Here is an 18,998-nt window from a genome sequence, read left to right as displayed (position 1 = left end):
GGGAGGGATCCCGCCGGCCGCCGGCCGCGATCCTGATCGGCGGATCAGGGGTAGCTGACCACCGGGCTGGTGCCGTACGAGCCGACGACCGGGGTGCCGGCCTCGTTGACGGTGCGCTCGATGCCGCCGCTGCCGTCCAGGAAGACGGTGATGGCGTCGTGGAACCGCACACCGGCCCGGCGGGGCGCCTCGATGGCGCGGTCGCAGCGGATGTCCACCTTCTGGTTGAAGTACGAGTAGACGCCCAGCCCCCACGCCTCGTGCTCGCGCACGTGGTCGGCGACCTTGTAGGAGGCCCAGCCGTTGCCGGTCGGGCTGCGCCAGGCCGGCTGGCTCGGCGGGTCGTAGGGCAGTTCGCTCTGGTAGAAGACGGTCCGGCCGCGCTCGCCGTTCCAGATGGTCTGCCAGCGCTGATAGTGCTCGACGAAGAGCCCGTACGCGGTCACGTCGTCGCCGTTGACCACCACGCCCGTGTCGGCGGTGTTGACGGTCCAGCCGATGGTGCCCGGCTTGCCGTGGTCGCCGCGCCAGGCCCAGATGTTGTCGATCAGGGTGTGCCGGCTGTTCACGACCAGGCTGGTCACCGCCCGGCCGGCGTACGGGCCGCCGATGCGGAAGAAGACGTCCTGGAGGGAGATCGGGTCGGTCGCGTGCGACCGGTGGCTGTTGCGCTTGCCGACCTCGACGAGCACCTCTGACTCGACCGCCCCGGCGTCGACCAGCACCCCGGCGATCCGGACGCCGTCCACGTCCTCGATCCGCAGGGCGGCGTCGCCGGTGGTCGGGGCGAGGCTGGGCATGCCGAGGCCGAGCACGACGGTGTCCGGGTGCTTCACCCGCAGCGCCCGCTCCAAGTGGTAGACGCCCGGGGTGAGCAGCAGGTGCCGCCCCCGCGAGAGCTCCTGGTTGATCCGCTTGGCCGAGTCGGTGGGCTTGGCGATGAAGAAGTCGGACAGCGGCAGGGAGGGCACCGGCGGGGCGCCCGCGCCCCAGGTGGTGCCCGCCGTGTCGCGGCGCAGCCGGGGAACGGCGACCCGCCACCGGCCCGCACCGTCCACGAAGAGGTACGGCTTCTCGCGGGTCACCGGGCTGGTCGCCAGCGTGGTGTACGGCGGGTTCGGGAAGCCCTGCGCGGGCGCGCCGACGACGCCGGAGAAGACCTGGTTCCAGACCCCGTTGGTCCAGTCGCCGCCGAGCTCGCTGTCCCGGGTCAGCCACTGCTGCTGGGAGCCGTTGATGGTGATGCCGTCCACCTTGGAGTCGGCGATGTAGCCGCCGCTGGAGTAGCCGCCGTTGCCGGGCTCCAGCCAGAGGATGCCCTTGATGTGGACCCGGCGCATCGGGGACGCCTGGGAGACCGCCCACTGGTTCGACCAGTCGGTCGGGCTGACGGCGAGGTTCTCCACCGAGCGCCAGAAGTTGGTCAGCGCGGAGATGCCGGCCTGGGAGTTCGGGTCGGGCTGCCCGATCACCCGCACCGCACCGTGGATCTCCACGTCGTCGGGGTGCGCGCCGAGGCCGGCCACGGTGGTGTAGTAACCGAGCCGGGCGTTCACCTCGTACCGGCCGGGCTTGAACAGCACGGCGTACCGGTCGGAGCCCATCTCGTTGTGCTCCTGGCCGGCGAAGAGCTCGTCCAGGGTGGACTGGATCTCCTCGACCGGGGTGGCCGGGTCGTACACGAAGACGTTGGGGCCGAAGTCGGGCTCGGCGTCGCTGCCGTCGCCGGCCGGGGACGCGGCGGCGGGCCCGGCCGGGAGCCCGAGGGCGGTGACCGATGCCGCCGAGGCGGCGGTGAGGGCGAGGAAGCGGCGGCGGGAGGGGTCGAGTGGTCTCATCTGCCTGCCTGTTCGGTGATGGGGACGGAGAGCGCTCTCTGGGCGTTCCTACCGCATCGACACCGATCCCGCCAGCCATGGCCGGTACCGGAACTAACCCCGCGCGTCGTAGCGGGCCCGGGCAGCCTCCACCTCGGTCAGGTGGGTGGTGGCCCACGCCTCTAGGCCGGCGACCAGGTCGAGCAGACTACGGCCGAGATCGGTGAGCGCGTAGTCGACCCGGGGCGGCACGCTGGCGTGCACGGTACGGGTGACGAGGCCGTCGCGCTCCAGCCCGCGCAGGGTCTGGGTGAGCATCTTCTGGCTGATGCCGTCGATCCGCTCGGCCAGCTCGCCGTAGCGCTTGTCGCCGCCGGCGAGAGTGAGCACGACCAGCACGCTCCAGCGATCACCGATCCGGTCGAGGACCTTCCGGCTGCCGCAGTTCCGGTTGAACGGGTCCGCCTGCACGTGACCACTCTCTTTCAGTGCGTACCGAACTTGAAGGTGCCTACTCTCCAACGGGAAGCATCGAGGAGTTGTTCCCGTTGGCGAGGGAAGACAACGTCGCCATCAACAAGGAGTGCTCATGTCCATCGTCGTCACCGGCGCCACCGGCCACCTCGGCCGCCTGATCATCTCCTCGCTGCTCGACCGGGGCGTACCCGCCGACCGCATCGTGGCGCTCGGCCGGGACGTCGACCGGCTCGCCGACCTCGCCGAGCGGGGCGTGGAGACCCGGCGGGCCGACTACGACGACCCCGCGTCGCTCCGCACCGCCTTCGCGGGCGCCGAGACGCTGATGTTCGTCTCCGGCAGCGAGGCGGGCAGGCGGGTGGCGCAGCACGGCAACGTGGTCACCGCCGCCCGGGAGGCCGGCGTCGGGCTGGTCGTCTACACCAGCATCGCGAAGGCGGACACCTCCACGCTGGCGCTCGCCGCCGAGCACAAGGCCACCGAGCAGCTCATCCGCGACTCCGGCCTGCCGTACGTGTTCCTGCGCAACAGCTGGTACCTGGAGAACTACACCGGCCAGCTCCCCGCGTACCGCCAGCACGGGGTCGCGGGCGCGGCCGGTGACGGCCGGGTCAGCGCCGCCACCCGCGCCGACTACGCCGAGGCCGCCGCGGCGGTGCTCACCACACCGGATCAGGCCGGCAGGGTGTACGAGCTGGGCGGCGCGCCGTTCAGCATGGCCGAGCTGGCCGCCGAGGTCTCCCGGCAGACCGGCGCACCGGTCTCCTACCTCGACCTGCCGGTGGACAAGTACACCGAGCTGCTGGTCGCGGCCGGCGTCCCCGAGGGGTACGCGGCCATGCTCGCCGACGCCGACCGGGGCATCGCCCAGGGTGAACTGGAGGTCAGCGACGACCTGGCCGGACTGCTCGGTCGCACCCCGACCGCGCTCGCCGAGGCGATCCGCGCCGCGCTCTGATGCCCGCCCTGGCCGCCGCCCTCCCGATCCCGGGCGGCGGTCAGGCCGGCTCGGCCCGCAGCTTCACCAGGTCGTCGACCAGGTTCTCCACGTAGTCGGCCGTCTCCTCCCAGCGGGTGACGGCGACACAGCGGATGCCCATGGCCTTCACCGGGTAGTCGTTGCCGCCCACGTCGAGCCGGTCACCGACGAACAGCACGTTGTCGATCTTCAGATCCAGGCACTCCAGCAGCTTCCGCATGCCGTACGCCTTGTCCACGCCCTTGCGCGTGACGTCGATCGAGGTCGAGCCGCCGCCCCGGACCTCCAGGTCGGGCAGCTTCGCGGCGACCGCGTCCCGCAGCCGCTTCTTCTTGCTGCCGTCCGGGTCCCAGCCGTACTTCTCGACCGGCGGCGCGGACTGGCCCAGCGCCGAGAAGGTGATCTGGCTGCCCCGGTCCTCGATGATGTCGCCCCAGGTCTTCGCCTCCCACAGGTCGAGCGCCTGCGCCGACTCGGTGAGCGCGGCGACGACCCGGGCCTTGTCGGCCTCGCTGAGGTCCTCGGCGTAGACCTGCCACCAGTCGCCGTCCCGCCAGCGGTAGTAGCGGGTGCCGCAGGTCGGCATCAGGTGCAGCCGGAGGCGCTGCTCCTCGGTCAGGTCGAGGTGCGCCAGCATCTGCGTCTGGAACTGCTCGAACCGGCCACCGGAGATGACCAGCACATCCACCTCGGTGAGCAGGTGGCCGAGGAGTTCCGCCATCCGACGATCGATCTGGGACTTGGAAACCGCCAGGGTGTCGTCCAGGTCGAACGCCACCACTCGAAGATCGTTCACGAAGTACCACCATGTCGTCGCGGGCAGGCCAGGACTAGCAGGGTACCGACGTGAGCCACTGCCACCCCGATGGCCCGGGGCTGGCGCCCGGTCGAGGCCGCCGATGCACAGCGCGGCCCTCGCACGCAGGTTAACAGCACGGACCGGTGGAAACCGCCCCGTTCCGGAGGCCGGTCACGCCGTCGTGGGCGGGGCGGACACCCCGGCCGCCGGATCGGGCCCGCCCACTGCGCCGACGCAGGCCTCGTTGCCCTCCGGGTCGGCCAGCACCCAGAACGACGGGGCATGGGAGTCGTCCACCAGGCGCCCGCCGGCCGCGACGGCCGCCGCGACCCGGGCCTCCGCCCGGTCGTACGGCACCCAGACGTCGACGTGCATCCGGTTGCGCTGCGGTCGCGGGGCGTCCATCTGCTGGAACCAGAACGCGGGGCCGCGTCCCCGCCCGTCGACCAGGTCCTCGGGGCTGCCGGCACGGTGCTCGTAACCGAGCAGGGCGCGCCAGAAGGGGGTCACCGCCGGCAGGTCGAGCGCGTCGACGCTGATCTGGACGGACTGCACGGCGGCCGGGTCCCCCGGCACGCCGAGGTCGCGGGCCAGCACCGAGATCCGCCGGGCCAGGTCGAGGTCACGGCCGGTCAGTCCGTAGTGCTCGGCCGTGCGGGTGACCAGGCGTACGGCCACCCCGTCGCGCCGCAGGTCGACGTCCGGCGCATGCCCGTCCAGGCCGGGCAGCTCGCCGATCGCGGCCGCGAGGCGTGCGCCGGCCGCGAACGATCCGGCGCGGAACCAGGCGCCCGCCCCCTCGCCCAGCACCCGCCAGTCCGCCACCCCGGCCGCCGCATGGAATTCCGTCGCCGTGATCCGCTCGGACACGTCCACTCCTCTCGTCGTCCCGGCCGAGTCTCCCGCCAGTTCCCGACATCCTCTGTCGTATATGCGCGATCATGGCGGGGTGCGTGCGTCGCGGATGATGACCCTGCTGTTGCAGCTCCAGGTGCGAGGCCAGGCCAGCGGCCGGGAGCTGGCCCAGCGGCTGGAGGTCAGCGAGCGGACCGTCCAGCGGGACGTCGAGGCCCTCGTCGCGGCCGGGATCCCGATCCGCGCCGCCCGGGGACCGGCGGGCGGCTACCGCCTCGACCGCGGCTACCGGACCAGGCTCACGGGGGTCGGTCTGGACGAGGCGGGCGCGCTGGCCTTCCTGGGCCTCGCCGGCCCGGCCGAACAACTCGGCCTGGGCGAACTGCTGGAGGGCGCGCGGATCAAGGTCTGGGCCAGCCTCACCGGCGCGGCCCGGGAACGTGCCGGCCGGACCACCGAACGGTTCCACCTCGACCCGACCCGCTGGTACGGCGCCCCCGAACCGGTGCCCTGCCTGCCCGACCTCGCCGACGCCCTGTGGCGCGACCGCCGTGTCCGCATCCGCTACGTCCGGGGCGGCCGCCCGGTCACCCGGGAGATCGATCCGCTCGGTGTGGTCCTCGCCGCCGGTGACTGGTACCTGGTGGCGCTGCGGGACGGGCAGCGACGCACCTACCGGGTCTCCCGGATGCGCGCGGTGACGCTCCTCGACGAGCCGGCGACCCGCCCGCCCGGCTTCGACCTCGCGACGGCCTGGGCCGAGTCCCGCCGCGCCCTGGAGGACGAGGCCGTCGCCGTCGAGGTCACCGTACGCGTCGCCGCGGCCGCGCTGCCCCGCCTGCGCCGCGCGGTGCAGATCGCCGGCAAGGACCGGGTGCCCGTCACCGCGACCGGCGAGGTCGAGCTGACCGTGCCGTTCGAGAACCGCGGCTGGGCGCGGTCGGCCCTGCTCGGCCTCGGCTCGGCGGTCGAGGTGCTGGCCCCCGCCGAGTTGCGCGCCCAGGTGGCCGACGAGCTGCGCGAGGCCGCCGCCCGGTACGCAACCTGAAAATCCGGTGGACTCGGCCGGCGTCGACGACGACCGTGGTGCCATGCGCCAGGAGGAGATCTGGGACGCGGATGCAGCCCAGCGTTACGACACGCCGGGCACCGGGATGTTCGCGCCGGAGGTGCTCGGGCCCACGGTGGACCGCCTCGCCGCACTCGCGGGTGGCGGGCGCGCCCTGGAGTTCGCCGTCGGCACCGGCCGGGTGGCCATTCCGCTGGCGGGACGGGGCGTGCCGGTCACCGGGATCGAGTTGTCCCCACCGATGGTGGCCCAGCTCCGGACGAAGGCCGACGAGGCGACGATCCCGGTGGTCGTCGGCGACATGGCGACGGCCACGGCGCCCGGCGACTACACCCTCGTCTACCTGGTCTACAACACCATCTCCAACCTGCTCGACCAGGCGGAGCAGGTCGCCTGCTTCCGCAACGCGGCACGCCACCTCGGCCCCGGCGGGCGGTTCGTGATCGAGCTGTGGGTGCCCGAGCTACGCAAGCTGACGCCCGGCGAGCAGGCGACGGTGTGGCAGGCCGACCCCGGCTACATCGGCCTGGACACCTACGACGTGCTGCGCCAGCGCGTCGTGTCGCACCACTTCCACTTCGGCGAGGGCCAGGAGGCGCGGCTGTTCCGCAGCCCGCACCGCTACATCTGGCCGGCTGAGCTGGACCTGATGGGTCAGCTGGCCGGCTTCGAACTGGAGTCGAGGCACGCGGACTGGTCCGGCGCGGAGTTCACGGCCGAGTCCCGCTCCCACGTCTCCGTCTACCGCCTGCCCGGCTGACCCCCTGACCGGTGGCCCGGCCCGTCAGTCGACAGTCGGGCTGCGGCGTTCCAGGAGGATGACGTCGCGCCATCAGTCTCGTGGCACAGGGCTGCCGCTCACAGCATCCACTGAGTGCCGACAGCTGGCCGGACCTCGATGCGGCGGCAACGGTTGGCGGACCTCTCCACGGATCCGAGCTGGGTCGCGGACTCGCAGGGCGCCCTGGTGGCCGCTCGCCGGCGTGGGCACGGGAGCCCCGGAAGGCCGAACAGTGATCGGTGATCAAGGGTGTGACCTGGTGCCCCCGGCAGGATTCGAACCTGCGACACACGGTTTAGGAAACCGATGCTCTATCCCCTGAGCTACGAGGGCGCGAGCCGCCAGTCTAGCGAGCGGCGGGGTGCCCGCGTCGGCCGGGAGCTACCGCGTTCGGCCCTCCGACGATCACGGGAGGGCACCTCCGCCCCGTCTGCGCAGCCGCCGCACGACCCCGAGTCGCAGGGAGCGGACGCCGGACACCGACCGGCGGAGATGGGCCCGGTTCTGCCGGACGTAGGCGGAGATCAACGCGACGAGGAAACCCAGCCCCGCCAGCCAGGCCGACCAGTCGCCGACCGAGCCCAGCAGCGGCAGGGTCACGAACAGGCAGACGAGCCCGGACAGCGGGAAGACCAGTTGCAACCCGAACTCGTACAGCAGGGACCGGGCGTCCCTCTGCTGCGCGTAGAAGTCGTCCCACCGGAAGACCCGGTCGTCGCCGGAGCATTCGACGGCGAGCGGCCGGAGGACCTCGCGGATGTAGCTGTTCGCCGCCTCGCGGTCCCGCCGCCGCCGGAGGATGGTGATCCCCGAGATCGCCGCCAGCACCGGTACGGCGAGCAGCAGGCGGGGATCGGCCCGGTTGGCGACCACGAACCCCAGGATCACCGCCACCACGGTCAGGTAGGCGCCGACGAGAGCGTGTGATGCGGCGGACTTCTGCGCCATCATGGCCCGGATCGCGTTGTACTCGGCGACGAGCAGGTTGGTGCGGTTGTCGGCGCGGGCGGCCGCCGCGTCGTCGGCCGGTGGGGCACTTCTCGGACGGGCCAGGTCATTCCACGTCACGCATCGATGATGGCAAGCCTCCGCAACGGGTGCGGCGCGCGGCGGGTGCCCCTCCGAGGCCCCGCGTGACGGGACCACCGGAGCCGGTGGTCCCGTCCGCCCGCTACGCGGGCACCACGTCGAGCCGTGGACCGGCGGGTCGCCCGGCGCCGGCCAGGGCCAGCAGCGTCTGCCCGGTGGCGTCGTCGACGACGGCGACCCGTACCGCGTCGGGTTCGCCGTCGGCCAGCGGGACGGCGAAGACCGCGGTGGCCGGCCGGCCCTGGTAGCGCGCGGCGTGGCCGACGAAGCGCCACTCGCCGTCGTCCCAGTGCTCGCGCACGTCGGAGCGGAGCAGCGGCGCGACGCGCCGGTAGGAGTCGCTGAGCTGCACCTGCTGCACGGTGGCGAGCAGCGGCAGCCCAGTGCCGCCGCGCAGCGGGTCGGTCAGCCGGGCGCGCAGCCGGCGCAGCGGCAGCAGCCAGGCGGCGTCCAGTTCGGGCGAGAGCGCCACCATGACCGCTGCCTCGGCCAGCAGCGTGGCGGCGCCGGCCAGCGGGCGGTCGGCGAGCGCGGCCGGCCAGCTGCCGGGTGCCAGGGTGGCCAGCCCCGCCGCCACCACCAGTAGCCCGGCCCGGCCGAGGCTGCGACCGGAGACCGGGGTCGGGCGGCTGCTCAGGCAGCCGCAGGAGGAGGCGGGCGCGGCCCGGCGGGCGTACGCCAGGTAGCCGAGGAAGCCGATGGCGAGGGCGGTCGCGGCGGCGGTCTCCAGCCGCAGGGCGGGCGGCAGCAGGAGGAGCACGCCGAGGGTCAGCTCGACGCCTCCGAGCAGCCGGTACGCGGGCAGCGCGCGGTGTTCCCCGATCAGCCCGACGAGCGCGGACCGCCGGGCGGCCGTGGCGGCGTGCCGGTTGAGGAGTTTGACGCGGGCGGACCAGATCAGCACCGCACCGACGACCAGCGGTTGCAGCGCCGCGATCATGTTGATCATGGGTTCTCCCCTCGGTTGGGGCCGACGGGTGACGTCCGGGCGGTCCGGAGATCCGCCTGCGACGGCTCCAGTTCGGCGCGTCTGACGCCGCGTCGCACCTGGAGCCGTCGGACGTACCGGTCAGGCGGCGGCGTAGACGGTGGCGATGTCGATCTCGTTGGTGTCCGGGTGCCAGGCGCCGAGCACCTGGACGTGCCGGCCGACCCGGAGCAGGGACAGGTCACTGATGGCCGGGGTGCCGTTGTAGACGGCGGCGGAACGGCCGGGCACGACGTGGGCGACGATCCGCTGGCCCTTGTGGTCGAGGTGCAGCAGGTTGCGGCCGACGGCGGCGATGTGCGCGTGCAGGTTGACGATGTTGACCCACACCGAGTCGGCGGCCAGCGTGCCGTCGGGCAGGCGGACGCCGCGGGCGTAGAGCCCGTCGCCGATGGCGACCTGGTCGAACGTGGTCGGGTGCAGTTTCCAGATGCTCGTGCCGTCGGTGATCCGGATCGAGTGCAGCACGGTGTCGGATCCGGTGACCAGCAGCAGGTGGCCGGAGATCTTGCTGATCCGGCCCTCGACGAAGTTCGGGTCGGGCGCGCCCGGCTCGACGCTGGCCGGCTCGGCGGCGAAGGCCGCCTCGGGGGCGAGCGAGCCGAGTCCGGTGGCGCCCACCACGCCGCCGAGGGCGGCGGTGGCGAGGAGGCGACGGCGGTCCAGGGTCTGCGGCATGACGGAACCCTCCTGTTCAGACGGTGTCGACCGAGCAGGGCCGCAGCCCCACGGAGAGACTGCCGATCGCACTGAACGCCGCGGGCGTCAGGTCGATGATCCGGTTGCTGCCGCAGGCCGAGCCGCAGCAGGTGCGCTCGCCGCAGAACAGGTCCGTCTGCGGGCCGCAGTCGGCAATGGTGGTGCCGACCCGGGAGCCGTTGCAGAGGTTCGTGGTGTAGTGCCGGAATCCGCAGGTCCGCCGGCTCATGCTGAGACCGCAGGTGTCCGGGTGGGTGATGGCGTAGCACGCGTCCGAGGTGTTCGGCCAGGCGTGCTGGTAGTTGCCCGACTTGCAGGTGCCGCAGGCGCCGCCCCCGGCGGTGCCGCACGGTCCCCAGGCGGTGCCGCAGCAGAACCACGACACTTCGCCTCGTATGGCCGCCATGGATACCTCCTTCCCGATCGTTGATCGACAACGATGGATGTCGATATAGATGGCGATTGTTGTGACGAAAACCATCCACGTCAACAGGCGGGTCGAAGATTTCCTACAGGCGGAAACCGCCTGGCCTGGTCAGCGCCCGGCAGGTATCACGTACGGGAAGGACGCGGCGCGGGCATCCCGGGTGACGTCGGGGGTGAGGCCGGAGGTCAGGCCGGTGTTGAGCACCAGGGAGAACATCACCTCGGGCGCGTTGTCGGCCATGGTGCGCCCGTTGCGGGCGGCGAACCCGTAGTTCGCCGGGGTGCCGATCTGGTAGGACAGCACGTCCGGGTACAGCTCGCGGGCAACGCTCCAGCCGTACGCCCCCGGGTCGGGCGCGGTGCCGTTGGCCGCCACCACCCGGGCGACCGTCGACGCGATCTCCGCACCGTCGGCCCGCAGATCCTCGCAGGGGTGGCGGGTGTTGGCGGGGTTCGAGAAGTCGGTGTCGGTGGGCCAGAAGATCGGCCACATCATCGGGTGGCCGGCGCGGTTGATCTGCCGCCATCCCCCGGCGTCGGTGGCCAGCTTGGTCGCCGCCCAGACGCCGATGCGGTTGCCCACGCGCATGATGGGCTCGTCGCGCGACACCTCCAGCACGATCGAATCGACCGTGGTGCCGGCGAAGCTGTTCTTCGCGTTCTCCGGGCGCCAGGCGGAGCGGTCCAGGCGGGCACCGTTCTTGAAGGCGTCGTTGACGGTGGCGAGCTGGTCCAGGTCGATGTAGAAGGGGTCGGTGATCCGCCCGGCCCAGACCCGCAGGTTGCCGCCGGTCACCTCCTCCCCGGTGCGGCCCTGGGCGACCGGCGTGCCCGTGGCGACGTCGTCGTAGGCCTCCGCGCCGGTGAGGGCGTGCACGGTGAGGTCCTGCCGGCCCTGCCCGTCGAGTTCACCGAACGCCACCCGGTAGGTCAGCTCCTCCATCTCGCTGCCGTCGACGTGCACCTTGAACTCGTACCGCGCCTCATGGTGGAAGCCGGGCTTGATGTCGGCACGGGTCACCGAGCTGTTCACGTCCATCACCAGGACGGTGCCGCGCTCCCCGTCAAGACGTACAGGTCGTCGAGGTAGAGCTGGCCGCTCTGGGCGGCGAGCGGGGTGTCGAGGTGGTGCGACATGGCTGTCTCCCGGGTCAGCGGCTGGACACGGCAGGCCCGAGCCTATCCGGGCGTAATATCGCAAAAGCGCCAATCCGCTACCTTCCTCCTGAGCCCCCACGTGGGTTACCGTCAGCGGGTGATCCCGGTGGAGGCCGTGGCAGCCGCGTACGCCCAGTGGCTCACCCCTGCCCTGCCGCTCTACGGCAACGACCACGAGCGGACCGACTTCGCTCCCTGAGGCATCCCGGCACCCGACGCCTCCATTCCCTCTCACGTCGTACCGGGAGCGATGCCTCATGTCCGTCGACAGTTCCGGGATCCGGGCGGTGCTGCGCGCACCCCAGGTCCTCCGGGTTCTCCTCGCCAGCCAGGTCGGCCGGCTGCCCACCGCCAGCGGGCCGCTGGCCCTGCTCCTCTTCGCCCGCCAGTCGCTGAGCCTGGCGGCCGCCGGCCTGCTGGTCGCCGCGTACACCGCCGGGATGGCGGTGGGCACGCCGCTGCTCGCCCGGGCCGTGGACCGCTGGCGGCAGCCGCCCGTGCTGTGGGCTGCCGCGGTGCTCTCCGGCCTCGGGTTCGGGACGGTGGCGCTGACCGGCGGGCACGTCACCGGCGCCGTGGTCGGCGCGGCGGTGGCCGGGCTCGGCACGCCGCCGCTGGAGGCGTGCCTGCGTACCCTCTGGCCCGCCCTGCTCCCGCCCGCCACGGTGCCCACCGCCTACACGCTGGACATCGCCGTGCAGGAGGTGATCTTCGTGGTCGGCCCGCTGGTCACCCTGCTCGCCGTGACCCTGGCCGGCCCGTCCGCCGGGCTGGTCGCCGCCGGGGTGCTGCAACTCGCCGGCACCGCGGCGTACGCGCTCAGCCCCGCCGTGCGCGCCTGGCGCGGCGTGCCGGCCGTCCGGCACTGGGCCGGCCCGCTGCGCGTACCCCGGTTCACCGTGCTGATGTCCGGCGTGGTCGGCGTCGGCGCGGCGGTCGGCAGCATCGCGGTCGCCGTGACCGGCTACGCCGAGGCGGCCGGCGACCGGCGGCTCAGTGGCTGGCTGCTCGCGGCGCAGGCGGCGGGCGCCCTGGCCGGCGGCCTGCTCTACACCCGGGCCCGGCCGGGCGGGCCCGGACGGCTGCCGCTGCTGGCCACCGCGCTCACGGTCGGCTACCTGCCCTTGCTGCTTTCCCCCGGCCCGATCCCGATGGCCGGACTGCTCGTGATCAGCGGGCTCGCGCTCCCGCCGGTGCTGACCGCCATCTTCCTCACCGCCGAGCGGCTCGCCGAGCCCGGCACGGTGGCCGAGGCGTTCGCGTGGGTGAGCACGGCGTTCGTGGTCGGCAGCGCCGCCGGCTCCGCGCTCGCCGGCCCGCTGGTGTCGACCGACCTCCGGTACGGGCTGGCGATCGCCCCGGCCGCCGCGCTGCTCGGCACGGCGGTGTTCTGGACCGTCTCCCGTGGCCGTGGGCCGGACGCACCGGTGACGCGGGTCAGGGCCGGTAGCGGTAGCCCATCCCCGGCTCGGTGATCAGGTGCCGGGGCCGGGCCGGGTCGTCCTCCAGCTTGCGCCGCAGCTGGGCCATGTACTGCCGCAGGTAGTTGGTCTCGTTGTGGTACTCCGGACCCCACACCTCGTGCAGGAGCTGGCGCTGGCTGACCAGCTTCCCCGGGTGCCGCAGCAGCTTCTCCAGCATCGCCCACTGGGTGGGGGTGAGCTTCACCTCGACCCCGTCGTCGCGGGTCACCACCCGGTCGGCGAGGTCGACGGTGTGCCGGCCGATCCGCTGTGTGGCGGCGGATCCCGCCCCGGCCGCATCGGCCGGGGAGCCGGCCAGCCGGCGGGTCACCGCCCGGATCCGGGCGAGCAGTTCGTCCACCCCGAACGGCTTCGTCACGTAGTCGTCGGCGCCGGCGTCGAGCGCGGCGACCTTGTCCTCACTGCCGGCCCGGCCGGAGAGCACGATGATCGGCACACCGGTCCAGCCACGCAGGCCGCGGATGACCTCGGTGCCGTCCAGGTCGGGCAGGCCGAGGTCCAGCACCACCAGATCCGGTGGATGGCCGGCGGCCGCCTTCAGTGCGGCCGCCCCGCTGTCGGCGACCTCGACGTCGTAGCCGCGGGCCCGCAGGTTGATCCGCAGGGCGCGCAGGATCTGCGGCTCGTCGTCGACGACCAGGATGCGCGTCATTCCCGCGGCCCCTCCGACTCGATCCCGCCGGTGGCGGCCGGCAGCCGCAGCACCATGGTGAGACCGCCGCCGGGGGTGGTCTCCGGGGTGATGCTGCCACCCATCGCCTCGGCCAGTCCCCGGGACAGCGCCAGCCCCAGCCCGACCCCGGTCTGGTTGTCCCGGTCACCGAGGCGCTGGAACGGCAGGAAGACGTGCTCCCACTGATCCTCCGGGATGCCCGGACCGGTGTCGATCACCCGCAGCTCGACCTGGCCCGCGTGTGCGCTGGCGGTGATCGTCGGAGGGTGACCGGGCGGGCTGTGCCGCAGCGCGTTCGCCACGATGTTGACCAGCACCCGCTCCAGCAGGCCGGGGTCGGCGAGGGCCGCCGGGAGGTCGGGCGGGATGTCCGTGGTGACGTCGGCCGCCGGCGGACCCAGCTCGTCCAGGGCCCGGGGTACGGCGTCCTCCAGCCCGATCGCGGTCGCCGTCACGCCCAGCGCGCCGGCCTGGAGCCGGCTCATGTCGAGCAGGTTCGCCACCAGCCGGCCCAGCCGGTCCAGTGACTCGTCGGCGGTGGCCAGCAACTCCTCGCGGTCGTCCGCGTCGAACTCGACGTCGGGGCTGCGCAGGCTGCTCACCGCCGCCTTCGCCGAGGCCAGCGGCGTACGCAGATCGTGGCTGACCGCGGCGAGCAGCGCGGTGCGCATCCGGTCGGCGGCGGCGAGGGGGCGGGCCGTGGCGGCCTCCTCGGCGAGCCGCTCCTGGCGCAGCGCGACGGCGGCCTGGGCGGCGAACGCCTCGACCACCCGCCGGTCGGCGGCCTCCAGCCGGCGGCCGGCGAGGACCACGGAGAGCCGGTCATCGACGGGCACGGCGGTCTCCCCGGCGCCGGGGCTGCCCGGAGGCGCCTCCCCGACGCTCGCCACCACCCGCCAGGCCGCCGCCTCCCGGGCCCGGCCGGGGCGCCCCTCGGCCTCCGCCACCAGCTCCAGCACGCTCACCGCGCGCAGCGCGAACGTCTCCCGCAGCCGGTCCAGCAGCGCGGGCAGCGGCCGTTCGCCGCGCAGCACGCCACCGGCCACCGTGGCCAGCGTCTGCGCGTCGGCCGAGGCCCGGGCGGCCTCCCGGGTGCGCCGGGCGGCCACGTCGACCACCCAGCTCACCGCGATGGCCACCCCGACGAACACGCCGAGGGCGAGGAGGTTGTCCGCCTCGGCGATGGTCAGCGTGTGGAAGGGCGGGGTGAAGTACCAGTTCAGCAGCAACGAGCCGCCCAGCGCGGCGACCAGCGCCGGCCACATCCCGCCGACCAGCGCCACCCCGACCACGCCCGCGAGGAAGAGCAGGATGTCGTTGGTCAGCGTGAGGTCGGGCAGTGCCGCGAGCAGCAGGGTCAGCAGCGGCATGCCGAGAACCGCGAGCGCGTAGCCGAGCAGCCGCCGGCGCCGGGACAGCGCGGCCGGCGTCTCGGCCGCCCGCCGGCCCCGGCCGGCCTCGGCGTGGGTCACCAGGTGCACGTCGATCGGCCCGGAGAGCGCGGTGGTGGTGACCCCGACGCCCCGGGAGAGCAGCTGGGCGAAGCGCCCGCGCCGGCTCGCGCCGAGCACGAGCTGGGTCGCGTTGACGCCCCGGGCGAAGTCGAGCAGCGCCGCCGGGACGTTCGTGCCCAGCACCTGGTGGTACGTCCCGCCCAGGCTCTCCACGAGCACCCGCTGCCGGGCCAGCCGGGCCGGGTCGGCCCCGGCCAGCCCGTCGCTGCGTGCCACGTGCACGGCCAGCAGGTCGGCGCCCTTGCTCCGGGCGGCGATCCGGGCCGCCCGGCGGATCAGGGTCTCCCCCTCCGGCCCGCCGGTCAGCGCCACCACCACCCGCTCGCGGGCCTCCCAGGTGGCCGAGATCCCCTGCTGCGCCCGGTACGCGTCGAGCTGCTCGTCGACCTTGTCGGCCAGCCAGAGCAGGGCCAGCTCGCGCAGCGCCGTGAGGTTGCCGACCCGGAAGTAGTTGCCGAGCGCCGCGTCGATCTTGTCGGGGCGGTAGATGTTGCCGTGGGCCATCCGGCGGCGCAGCGCCTCCGGGGTCATGTCGACCAGCTCGACCTGCTCGGCGGCGCGGACCACCTGGTCCGGAACGGTCTCCCGCTGGGTGGTGCCGGTGATCTGCGCGACGACGTCGTTGAGCGATTCGAGGTGCTGGACGTTGACCGTGGACAGCACGCTGATCCCGGCGTCGAGCAGCTCCTGGACGTCCTGCCAGCGCTTGTCGTGCCGGGAGCCGGGGACGTTGGTGTGCGCCAGCTCGTCGACCACGACCACCTCGGGCCGGCGGGCCAGCACCGCGTCGAGGTCCATCTCGGTGAAGTCGGCGCCCCGGTAGCTGATCGACCGGCGGGGCACCAGCTCGAGATCGCCGATCATGGCGGCGGTATGCGGCCGGCCGTGCGTCTCGACCAGCCCGATCACCACGTCGGTGCCGCGCTCGGCGCGGCGCTGGGCCTCCTCGAGCATGGCGTACGTCTTGCCGACCCCCGGGGCGGCCCCGAGATAGATCCGCAGTTCTCCCCTGGCCACGGCACCATCTTCCCCGACATCGAGGTGGCGGCCCCGCCAGTCGAACCGGCGAACTGGCGGGGCCCCTTCCGGACGGACGAACGTCAGCGCGCCGGGAACTTCTCGTCCAGCGCGAGGTTGAGTTCCAGGACGCTCACGCCGGGCTCGCCCATGAAGCCGAGCGACCGGCCGGTGGTGTGCTCCGCGACAAGCCGGCGGATCGCCGCCGCGTCCGCGCCGCGCTCACGCGCCACCCGGGCCACCTGGATCTCCGCGTACGCCGGGGAGATGTGCGGGTCGAGACCGCTGCCGCTCGCCGTGACCGCGTCGGCCGGCACGGCCGGCTTCGCCGGCGCGTCGCCCCGGACCGGCGTGACGATGCCGCCCTCGGCCACGTAGTCGTGGCCGGGCCGGGCCAGCTCGACCGGGATGCCCTGCCAGCTGGCCACGAAGGGCGTCGCCGGCGCGACCTGGTTGACGCTGACCACCCGGGTGATCCGGCCCGTGAGCCCGTCGGCGCGGAACACGGCCAGCACGGCGCCGACCCCGTCCGGCGTGCAGTACGGGCGCCGCCCGTCGACGCCGTCCAGCTCGCCGACCGCCTTGCTCCGCGCGCAGACCTGCGTGAGCAGGCTCCGCGCCGAGGTCTCCTCGTCACCGGTGACGGTGTCCACCACACTCTCCGGGCCGAGGTTGCCGGCCGCCGTGGCGGTCGGGTCGTAGCCGTCACCGGCGGCGGACGGGCGGGACTGGAAGTAGCGCGGGACGGGGTTGCCGTCCGCGTCGGTGAAGGACTGCCCGATCAGGGCGCTGCCGACGGCCTTGCCGCCGACGGTGACGAGCGAGCCGTCCGCCTTGCCGTCGAGGCCGGGGATCCGGCCCGCGGCGACCAGGGCGAGCGGGTAGGCCAGCCCGAGCAGCACGGTGAAGACGAGCACCGCGCGCAGGGCGGCCAGGTGCTGGGAGAGCCAACTGGGAAGGCGCATCACGAGATCCCCGGGACGAACTGGACGAGCAGGTCGATGAGCTTGATGCCGACGAACGGCACCACGATGCCGCCGAGGCCGTACAGCCACAGGTTGCGGCTGAGCAGCTTGGAGGCGCTGGCCGGGCGGTAACGCACGCCGCGCAGGGCCAGCGGGATCAGCGCGACGATGACGATCGCGTTGAAGATGACCGCGGAGAGGATCGCCGACGCCGGGCTGTCCAGCCGCATCACGTTGAGCGCGTCCAGGCTCGGGTAGATGCCGGCGAACATGGCCGGGATGATCGCGAAGTACTTCGCGATGTCGTTGGCGATGCTGAACGTCGTCAACGCGCCCCGGGTGATCAGCAACTGCTTGCCGATCTCCACGATCTCGATCAGCTTGGTCGGGTCGGAATCGAGGTCGACCATGTTGCCGGCCTCCTTCGCGGCCGACGTGCCGGTGTTCATGGCCACCCCGACGTCCGCCTGAGCCAGCGCGGGCGCGTCGTTCGTGCCGTCGCCGGTCATCGCCACCAGCCGGCCGCCCTCCTGCTCCTTCTTGATCAGGGCGAGCTTGTCCTCCGGCGTGGCCTCGGCGAGGAAGTCGTCCACGCCGGCCTCGTCGGCGATGGCCTTCGCGGTCCGCGGGTTGTCACCGGTGATCATCACGGTCCGGATGCCCATCCGGCGCATCTCGTCGAAGCGCTCCCGCATGCCGGCCTTGACGACGTCCTTGAGGTGGATGACGCCCAGGGTCCGCGCCGGCTCGCCGGTCACGTGCTCGGCGACCACCAGCGGGGTGCCGCCGGTGCCGCTGATCGCGTCGACCAGTTCACCGACCTGCTCGGTCGGGTGGCCGCCGTTCTCGCGTACCCACTTCATCACCGCGGCGGCGGCGCCCTTGCGGATCTGCCGGACGCCGTCGGAGCCCTCCGCGGCCAGGTCGACGCCGCTCATCCGGGTCTGCGCGGTGAACGGCACGAAGGTGGCGTGCGGGATGAGGCCGGGCTCGCGCTCGCGCAGCCCGAAGTCGTTCTTGGCCAGCACCACCACCGAGCGCCCCTCGGGCGTCTCGTCGGCAAGGCTGGACAGCTGCGCCGCGTCGGCGACCGTCGCCGCGTCCACACCCGCCACCGGCAGGAACTCCGCGGCCTGCCGGTTACCCAGGGTGATCGTGCCCGTCTTGTCCAGCAGCAGGGTGTTGACGTCGCCCGCCGCCTCGACCGCCCGGCCGCTCATCGCCAGCACGTTGCGCTGCACGAGCCGGTCCATGCCGGCGATGCCGATGGCGGACAGCAGCGCGCCGATGGTGGTCGGGATGAGGCAGACCAGCAGCGAGACCAGCACGATGCCGGTGACCCCGCCGTCGGTGATCGCCGCGGTGTCCGGGGCCGCGGCCTGGTAGCCCTTCGAGAAGATCGCCAACGGCTGGAGCGTGACGACCGCGAGCAGGAAGATGATCGTCAGCGCGGCCAGCAGGATGTTGAGCGCGATCTCGTTCGGGGTCTTCTGCCGGTTGGCACCCTCGACGAGCGCGATCATCCGGTCGATGAAGCTCTCGCCCGGCTTCTGCGTGATTTTGACGACGATCCGGTCGGAGAGCACCCGGGTGCCGCCGGTGACCGCGCTGCGGTCGCCGCCGGACTCCCGGATCACCGGGGCCGACTCGCCGGTGATCGCGGACTCGTCGACGCTGGCGATGCCCTCGACGACGTCGCCGTCGCCCGGGATGATCTGCCCGGCCTCGACCAGGACGATGTCGCCCTGCTTGAGCTGCGGTGCGGGCACCGCCTCGTCGCGGTACGCGTTGGCCGCCGCGCCCGGCTTCCAGCCGAGCAGGCGGGTGGCGATGGTGTCCTGCTTCGCCCGCCGCAGGGTGTCGGCCTGCGCCTTGCCGCGCCCCTCCGCCACCGCCTCGGCCAGGTTGGCGAAGACCACGGTCAGCCACAGCCAGACGGTGATCGCCCAGGCGAACACGGACGGGTCGGCCACCGCGAGCACGGTGGTGAAGAGCGCGCCGATCTCGACGATCAGCATCACGGGGTTGCGCCACAGCGTGCGCGGGTCGAGCTTGCGCAACGCGTCCGGCAGCGACCGGAGCAACTGCTTCGGGTCGAGCAGGCCACCGCCGACCCGGTTGCCCTGGGTGGCCGGTGTGCCGTGGGTGGCGGCGTCCGCCGCGCCGTGCGGCGCCGGCGTAGACGTGGTCATGTCCTTCTCTCTCATG

The 18,998-nt window shown here is 73.2% G+C and carries 17 protein-coding genes and 1 tRNA gene; 4 read left to right on the top strand and 14 right to left on the bottom strand.

All coding sequences use genetic code 11. The annotated features are described in order from the left end of the window. Positions 1-44 precede the first annotated feature (44 nt). Positions 45-1,838, bottom strand: a complete 1,794-nt coding sequence (locus tag ABZW14_RS02490; protein WP_355338516.1) for an adenylyl cyclase — start codon at positions 1,836-1,838, stop codon at positions 45-47. Positions 1,839-1,931: 93 nt separating this feature from the next. Further along, positions 1,932-2,288, bottom strand: coding sequence for a helix-turn-helix domain-containing protein (locus ABZW14_RS02485; protein ID WP_355338513.1), 357 nt, complete (start codon positions 2,286-2,288; stop codon positions 1,932-1,934). Between the two features lie 118 nt (positions 2,289-2,406). Between ABZW14_RS02485 and ABZW14_RS02480 the strand changes: the two genes are divergently transcribed. After that, the gene (locus ABZW14_RS02480) at positions 2,407-3,252 is read left to right on the top strand and encodes an SDR family oxidoreductase (RefSeq protein WP_355338510.1); all 846 of its coding nucleotides are present in this window, start codon (positions 2,407-2,409) and stop codon (positions 3,250-3,252) included. Positions 3,253-3,292: 40 nt separating this feature from the next. Here the strand turns inward: ABZW14_RS02480 and ABZW14_RS02475 are convergent, their stop codons facing one another. Together ABZW14_RS02475 and ABZW14_RS02470 are read right to left on the bottom strand one after the other, a co-directional pair. After that, the gene (locus ABZW14_RS02475) at positions 3,293-4,069 is read right to left on the bottom strand and encodes an HAD-IIB family hydrolase (RefSeq protein ID WP_355338507.1); all 777 of its coding nucleotides are present in this window, start codon (positions 4,067-4,069) and stop codon (positions 3,293-3,295) included. Positions 4,070-4,243: 174 nt separating this feature from the next. Further along, positions 4,244-4,942 (bottom strand): VOC family protein, encoded by a 699-nt coding sequence (locus tag ABZW14_RS02470; RefSeq protein ID WP_355338504.1) that lies wholly within the window; start codon positions 4,940-4,942, stop codon positions 4,244-4,246. 79 nt (positions 4,943-5,021) lie between these two features. Between ABZW14_RS02470 and ABZW14_RS02465 the strand changes: the two genes are divergently transcribed. Both ABZW14_RS02465 and ABZW14_RS02460 read left to right on the top strand, forming a co-directional pair. Next, positions 5,022-5,975: a WYL domain-containing protein gene (locus tag ABZW14_RS02465; protein WP_355338501.1), complete on the top strand. Its 954-nt coding sequence runs from the start codon at positions 5,022-5,024 to the stop codon at positions 5,973-5,975. Between the two features lie 43 nt (positions 5,976-6,018). Further along, positions 6,019-6,756 carry a class I SAM-dependent methyltransferase gene (locus ABZW14_RS02460; RefSeq protein ID WP_355338498.1) on the top strand — a complete coding sequence of 246 codons (738 nt, stop codon included), beginning with the start codon at positions 6,019-6,021 and terminating at the stop codon, positions 6,754-6,756. A 278-nt stretch (positions 6,757-7,034) separates the two neighbouring features. On the opposite strand, the gene ABZW14_RS02455 is transcribed toward ABZW14_RS02460, so the two are convergent. From ABZW14_RS02455 to ABZW14_RS02430, 6 genes are all read right to left on the bottom strand, one after another. Beyond that, a tRNA-Arg gene (locus tag ABZW14_RS02455) sits at positions 7,035-7,110 on the bottom strand. A 72-nt stretch (positions 7,111-7,182) separates the two neighbouring features. After that, positions 7,183-7,845 (bottom strand): hypothetical protein, encoded by a 663-nt coding sequence (locus ABZW14_RS02450; protein WP_355338495.1) that lies wholly within the window; start codon positions 7,843-7,845, stop codon positions 7,183-7,185. A 103-nt stretch (positions 7,846-7,948) separates the two neighbouring features. Next, positions 7,949-8,815: a MauE/DoxX family redox-associated membrane protein gene (locus ABZW14_RS02445; protein ID WP_355338492.1), complete on the bottom strand. Its 867-nt coding sequence runs from the start codon at positions 8,813-8,815 to the stop codon at positions 7,949-7,951. Positions 8,816-8,935: 120 nt separating this feature from the next. Further along, on the bottom strand, positions 8,936-9,532 hold the full coding sequence (locus ABZW14_RS02440) for a cell wall protein (protein WP_355338489.1): 597 nt from the start codon (positions 9,530-9,532) through the stop codon (positions 8,936-8,938). Positions 9,533-9,548: 16 nt separating this feature from the next. Next, positions 9,549-9,959 carry a hypothetical protein gene (locus ABZW14_RS02435; RefSeq protein ID WP_355338486.1) on the bottom strand — a complete coding sequence of 137 codons (411 nt, stop codon included), beginning with the start codon at positions 9,957-9,959 and terminating at the stop codon, positions 9,549-9,551. Between the two features lie 129 nt (positions 9,960-10,088). Next, a complete protein-coding gene (locus ABZW14_RS02430) occupies positions 10,089-11,018 on the bottom strand; it encodes a DUF4331 family protein (RefSeq protein ID WP_355338483.1) in 930 nt (309 codons plus the stop codon). A gap of 376 nt (positions 11,019-11,394) precedes the next feature. On the opposite strand from ABZW14_RS02430, the gene ABZW14_RS02425 reads away from it, so the two are divergent. Beyond that, a complete protein-coding gene (locus tag ABZW14_RS02425; RefSeq protein ID WP_355338480.1) occupies positions 11,395-12,612 on the top strand; it encodes an MFS transporter in 1,218 nt (405 codons plus the stop codon). On the opposite strand, the gene ABZW14_RS02420 is transcribed toward ABZW14_RS02425, so the two are convergent. From ABZW14_RS02420 to kdpB, 4 genes are all read right to left on the bottom strand, one after another. Then, on the bottom strand, positions 12,575-13,273 hold the full coding sequence (locus ABZW14_RS02420; RefSeq protein ID WP_355338477.1) for a response regulator: 699 nt from the start codon (positions 13,271-13,273) through the stop codon (positions 12,575-12,577). The two genes, ABZW14_RS02425 and ABZW14_RS02420, sit on opposite strands and share 38 nt — an antisense overlap. Then, positions 13,270-15,825 (bottom strand): DUF4118 domain-containing protein, encoded by a 2,556-nt coding sequence (locus ABZW14_RS02415; protein ID WP_355338474.1) that lies wholly within the window; start codon positions 15,823-15,825, stop codon positions 13,270-13,272. The genes ABZW14_RS02420 and ABZW14_RS02415 overlap by 4 nt, the downstream gene beginning before the upstream one ends. 83 nt (positions 15,826-15,908) lie before the next feature. Next, positions 15,909-16,790 (bottom strand): potassium-transporting ATPase subunit C, encoded by an 882-nt coding sequence (locus tag ABZW14_RS02410; RefSeq protein WP_355338471.1) that lies wholly within the window; start codon positions 16,788-16,790, stop codon positions 15,909-15,911. Continuing rightward, on the bottom strand, positions 16,790-18,982 hold the full coding sequence (gene kdpB, locus ABZW14_RS02405; protein ID WP_355338468.1) for a potassium-transporting ATPase subunit KdpB: 2,193 nt from the start codon (positions 18,980-18,982) through the stop codon (positions 16,790-16,792). The genes ABZW14_RS02410 and kdpB overlap by 1 nt, the downstream gene beginning before the upstream one ends. Between the last annotated feature and the right edge of the window lie 16 nt (positions 18,983-18,998).

It is taken from the genome of Micromonospora sp. NPDC004551 (assembly GCF_040609975.1).
Taxonomy (GTDB): domain Bacteria; phylum Actinomycetota; class Actinomycetes; order Mycobacteriales; family Micromonosporaceae; genus Micromonospora.
This window is presented reverse-complemented; position numbering and strand designations above follow the sequence as displayed.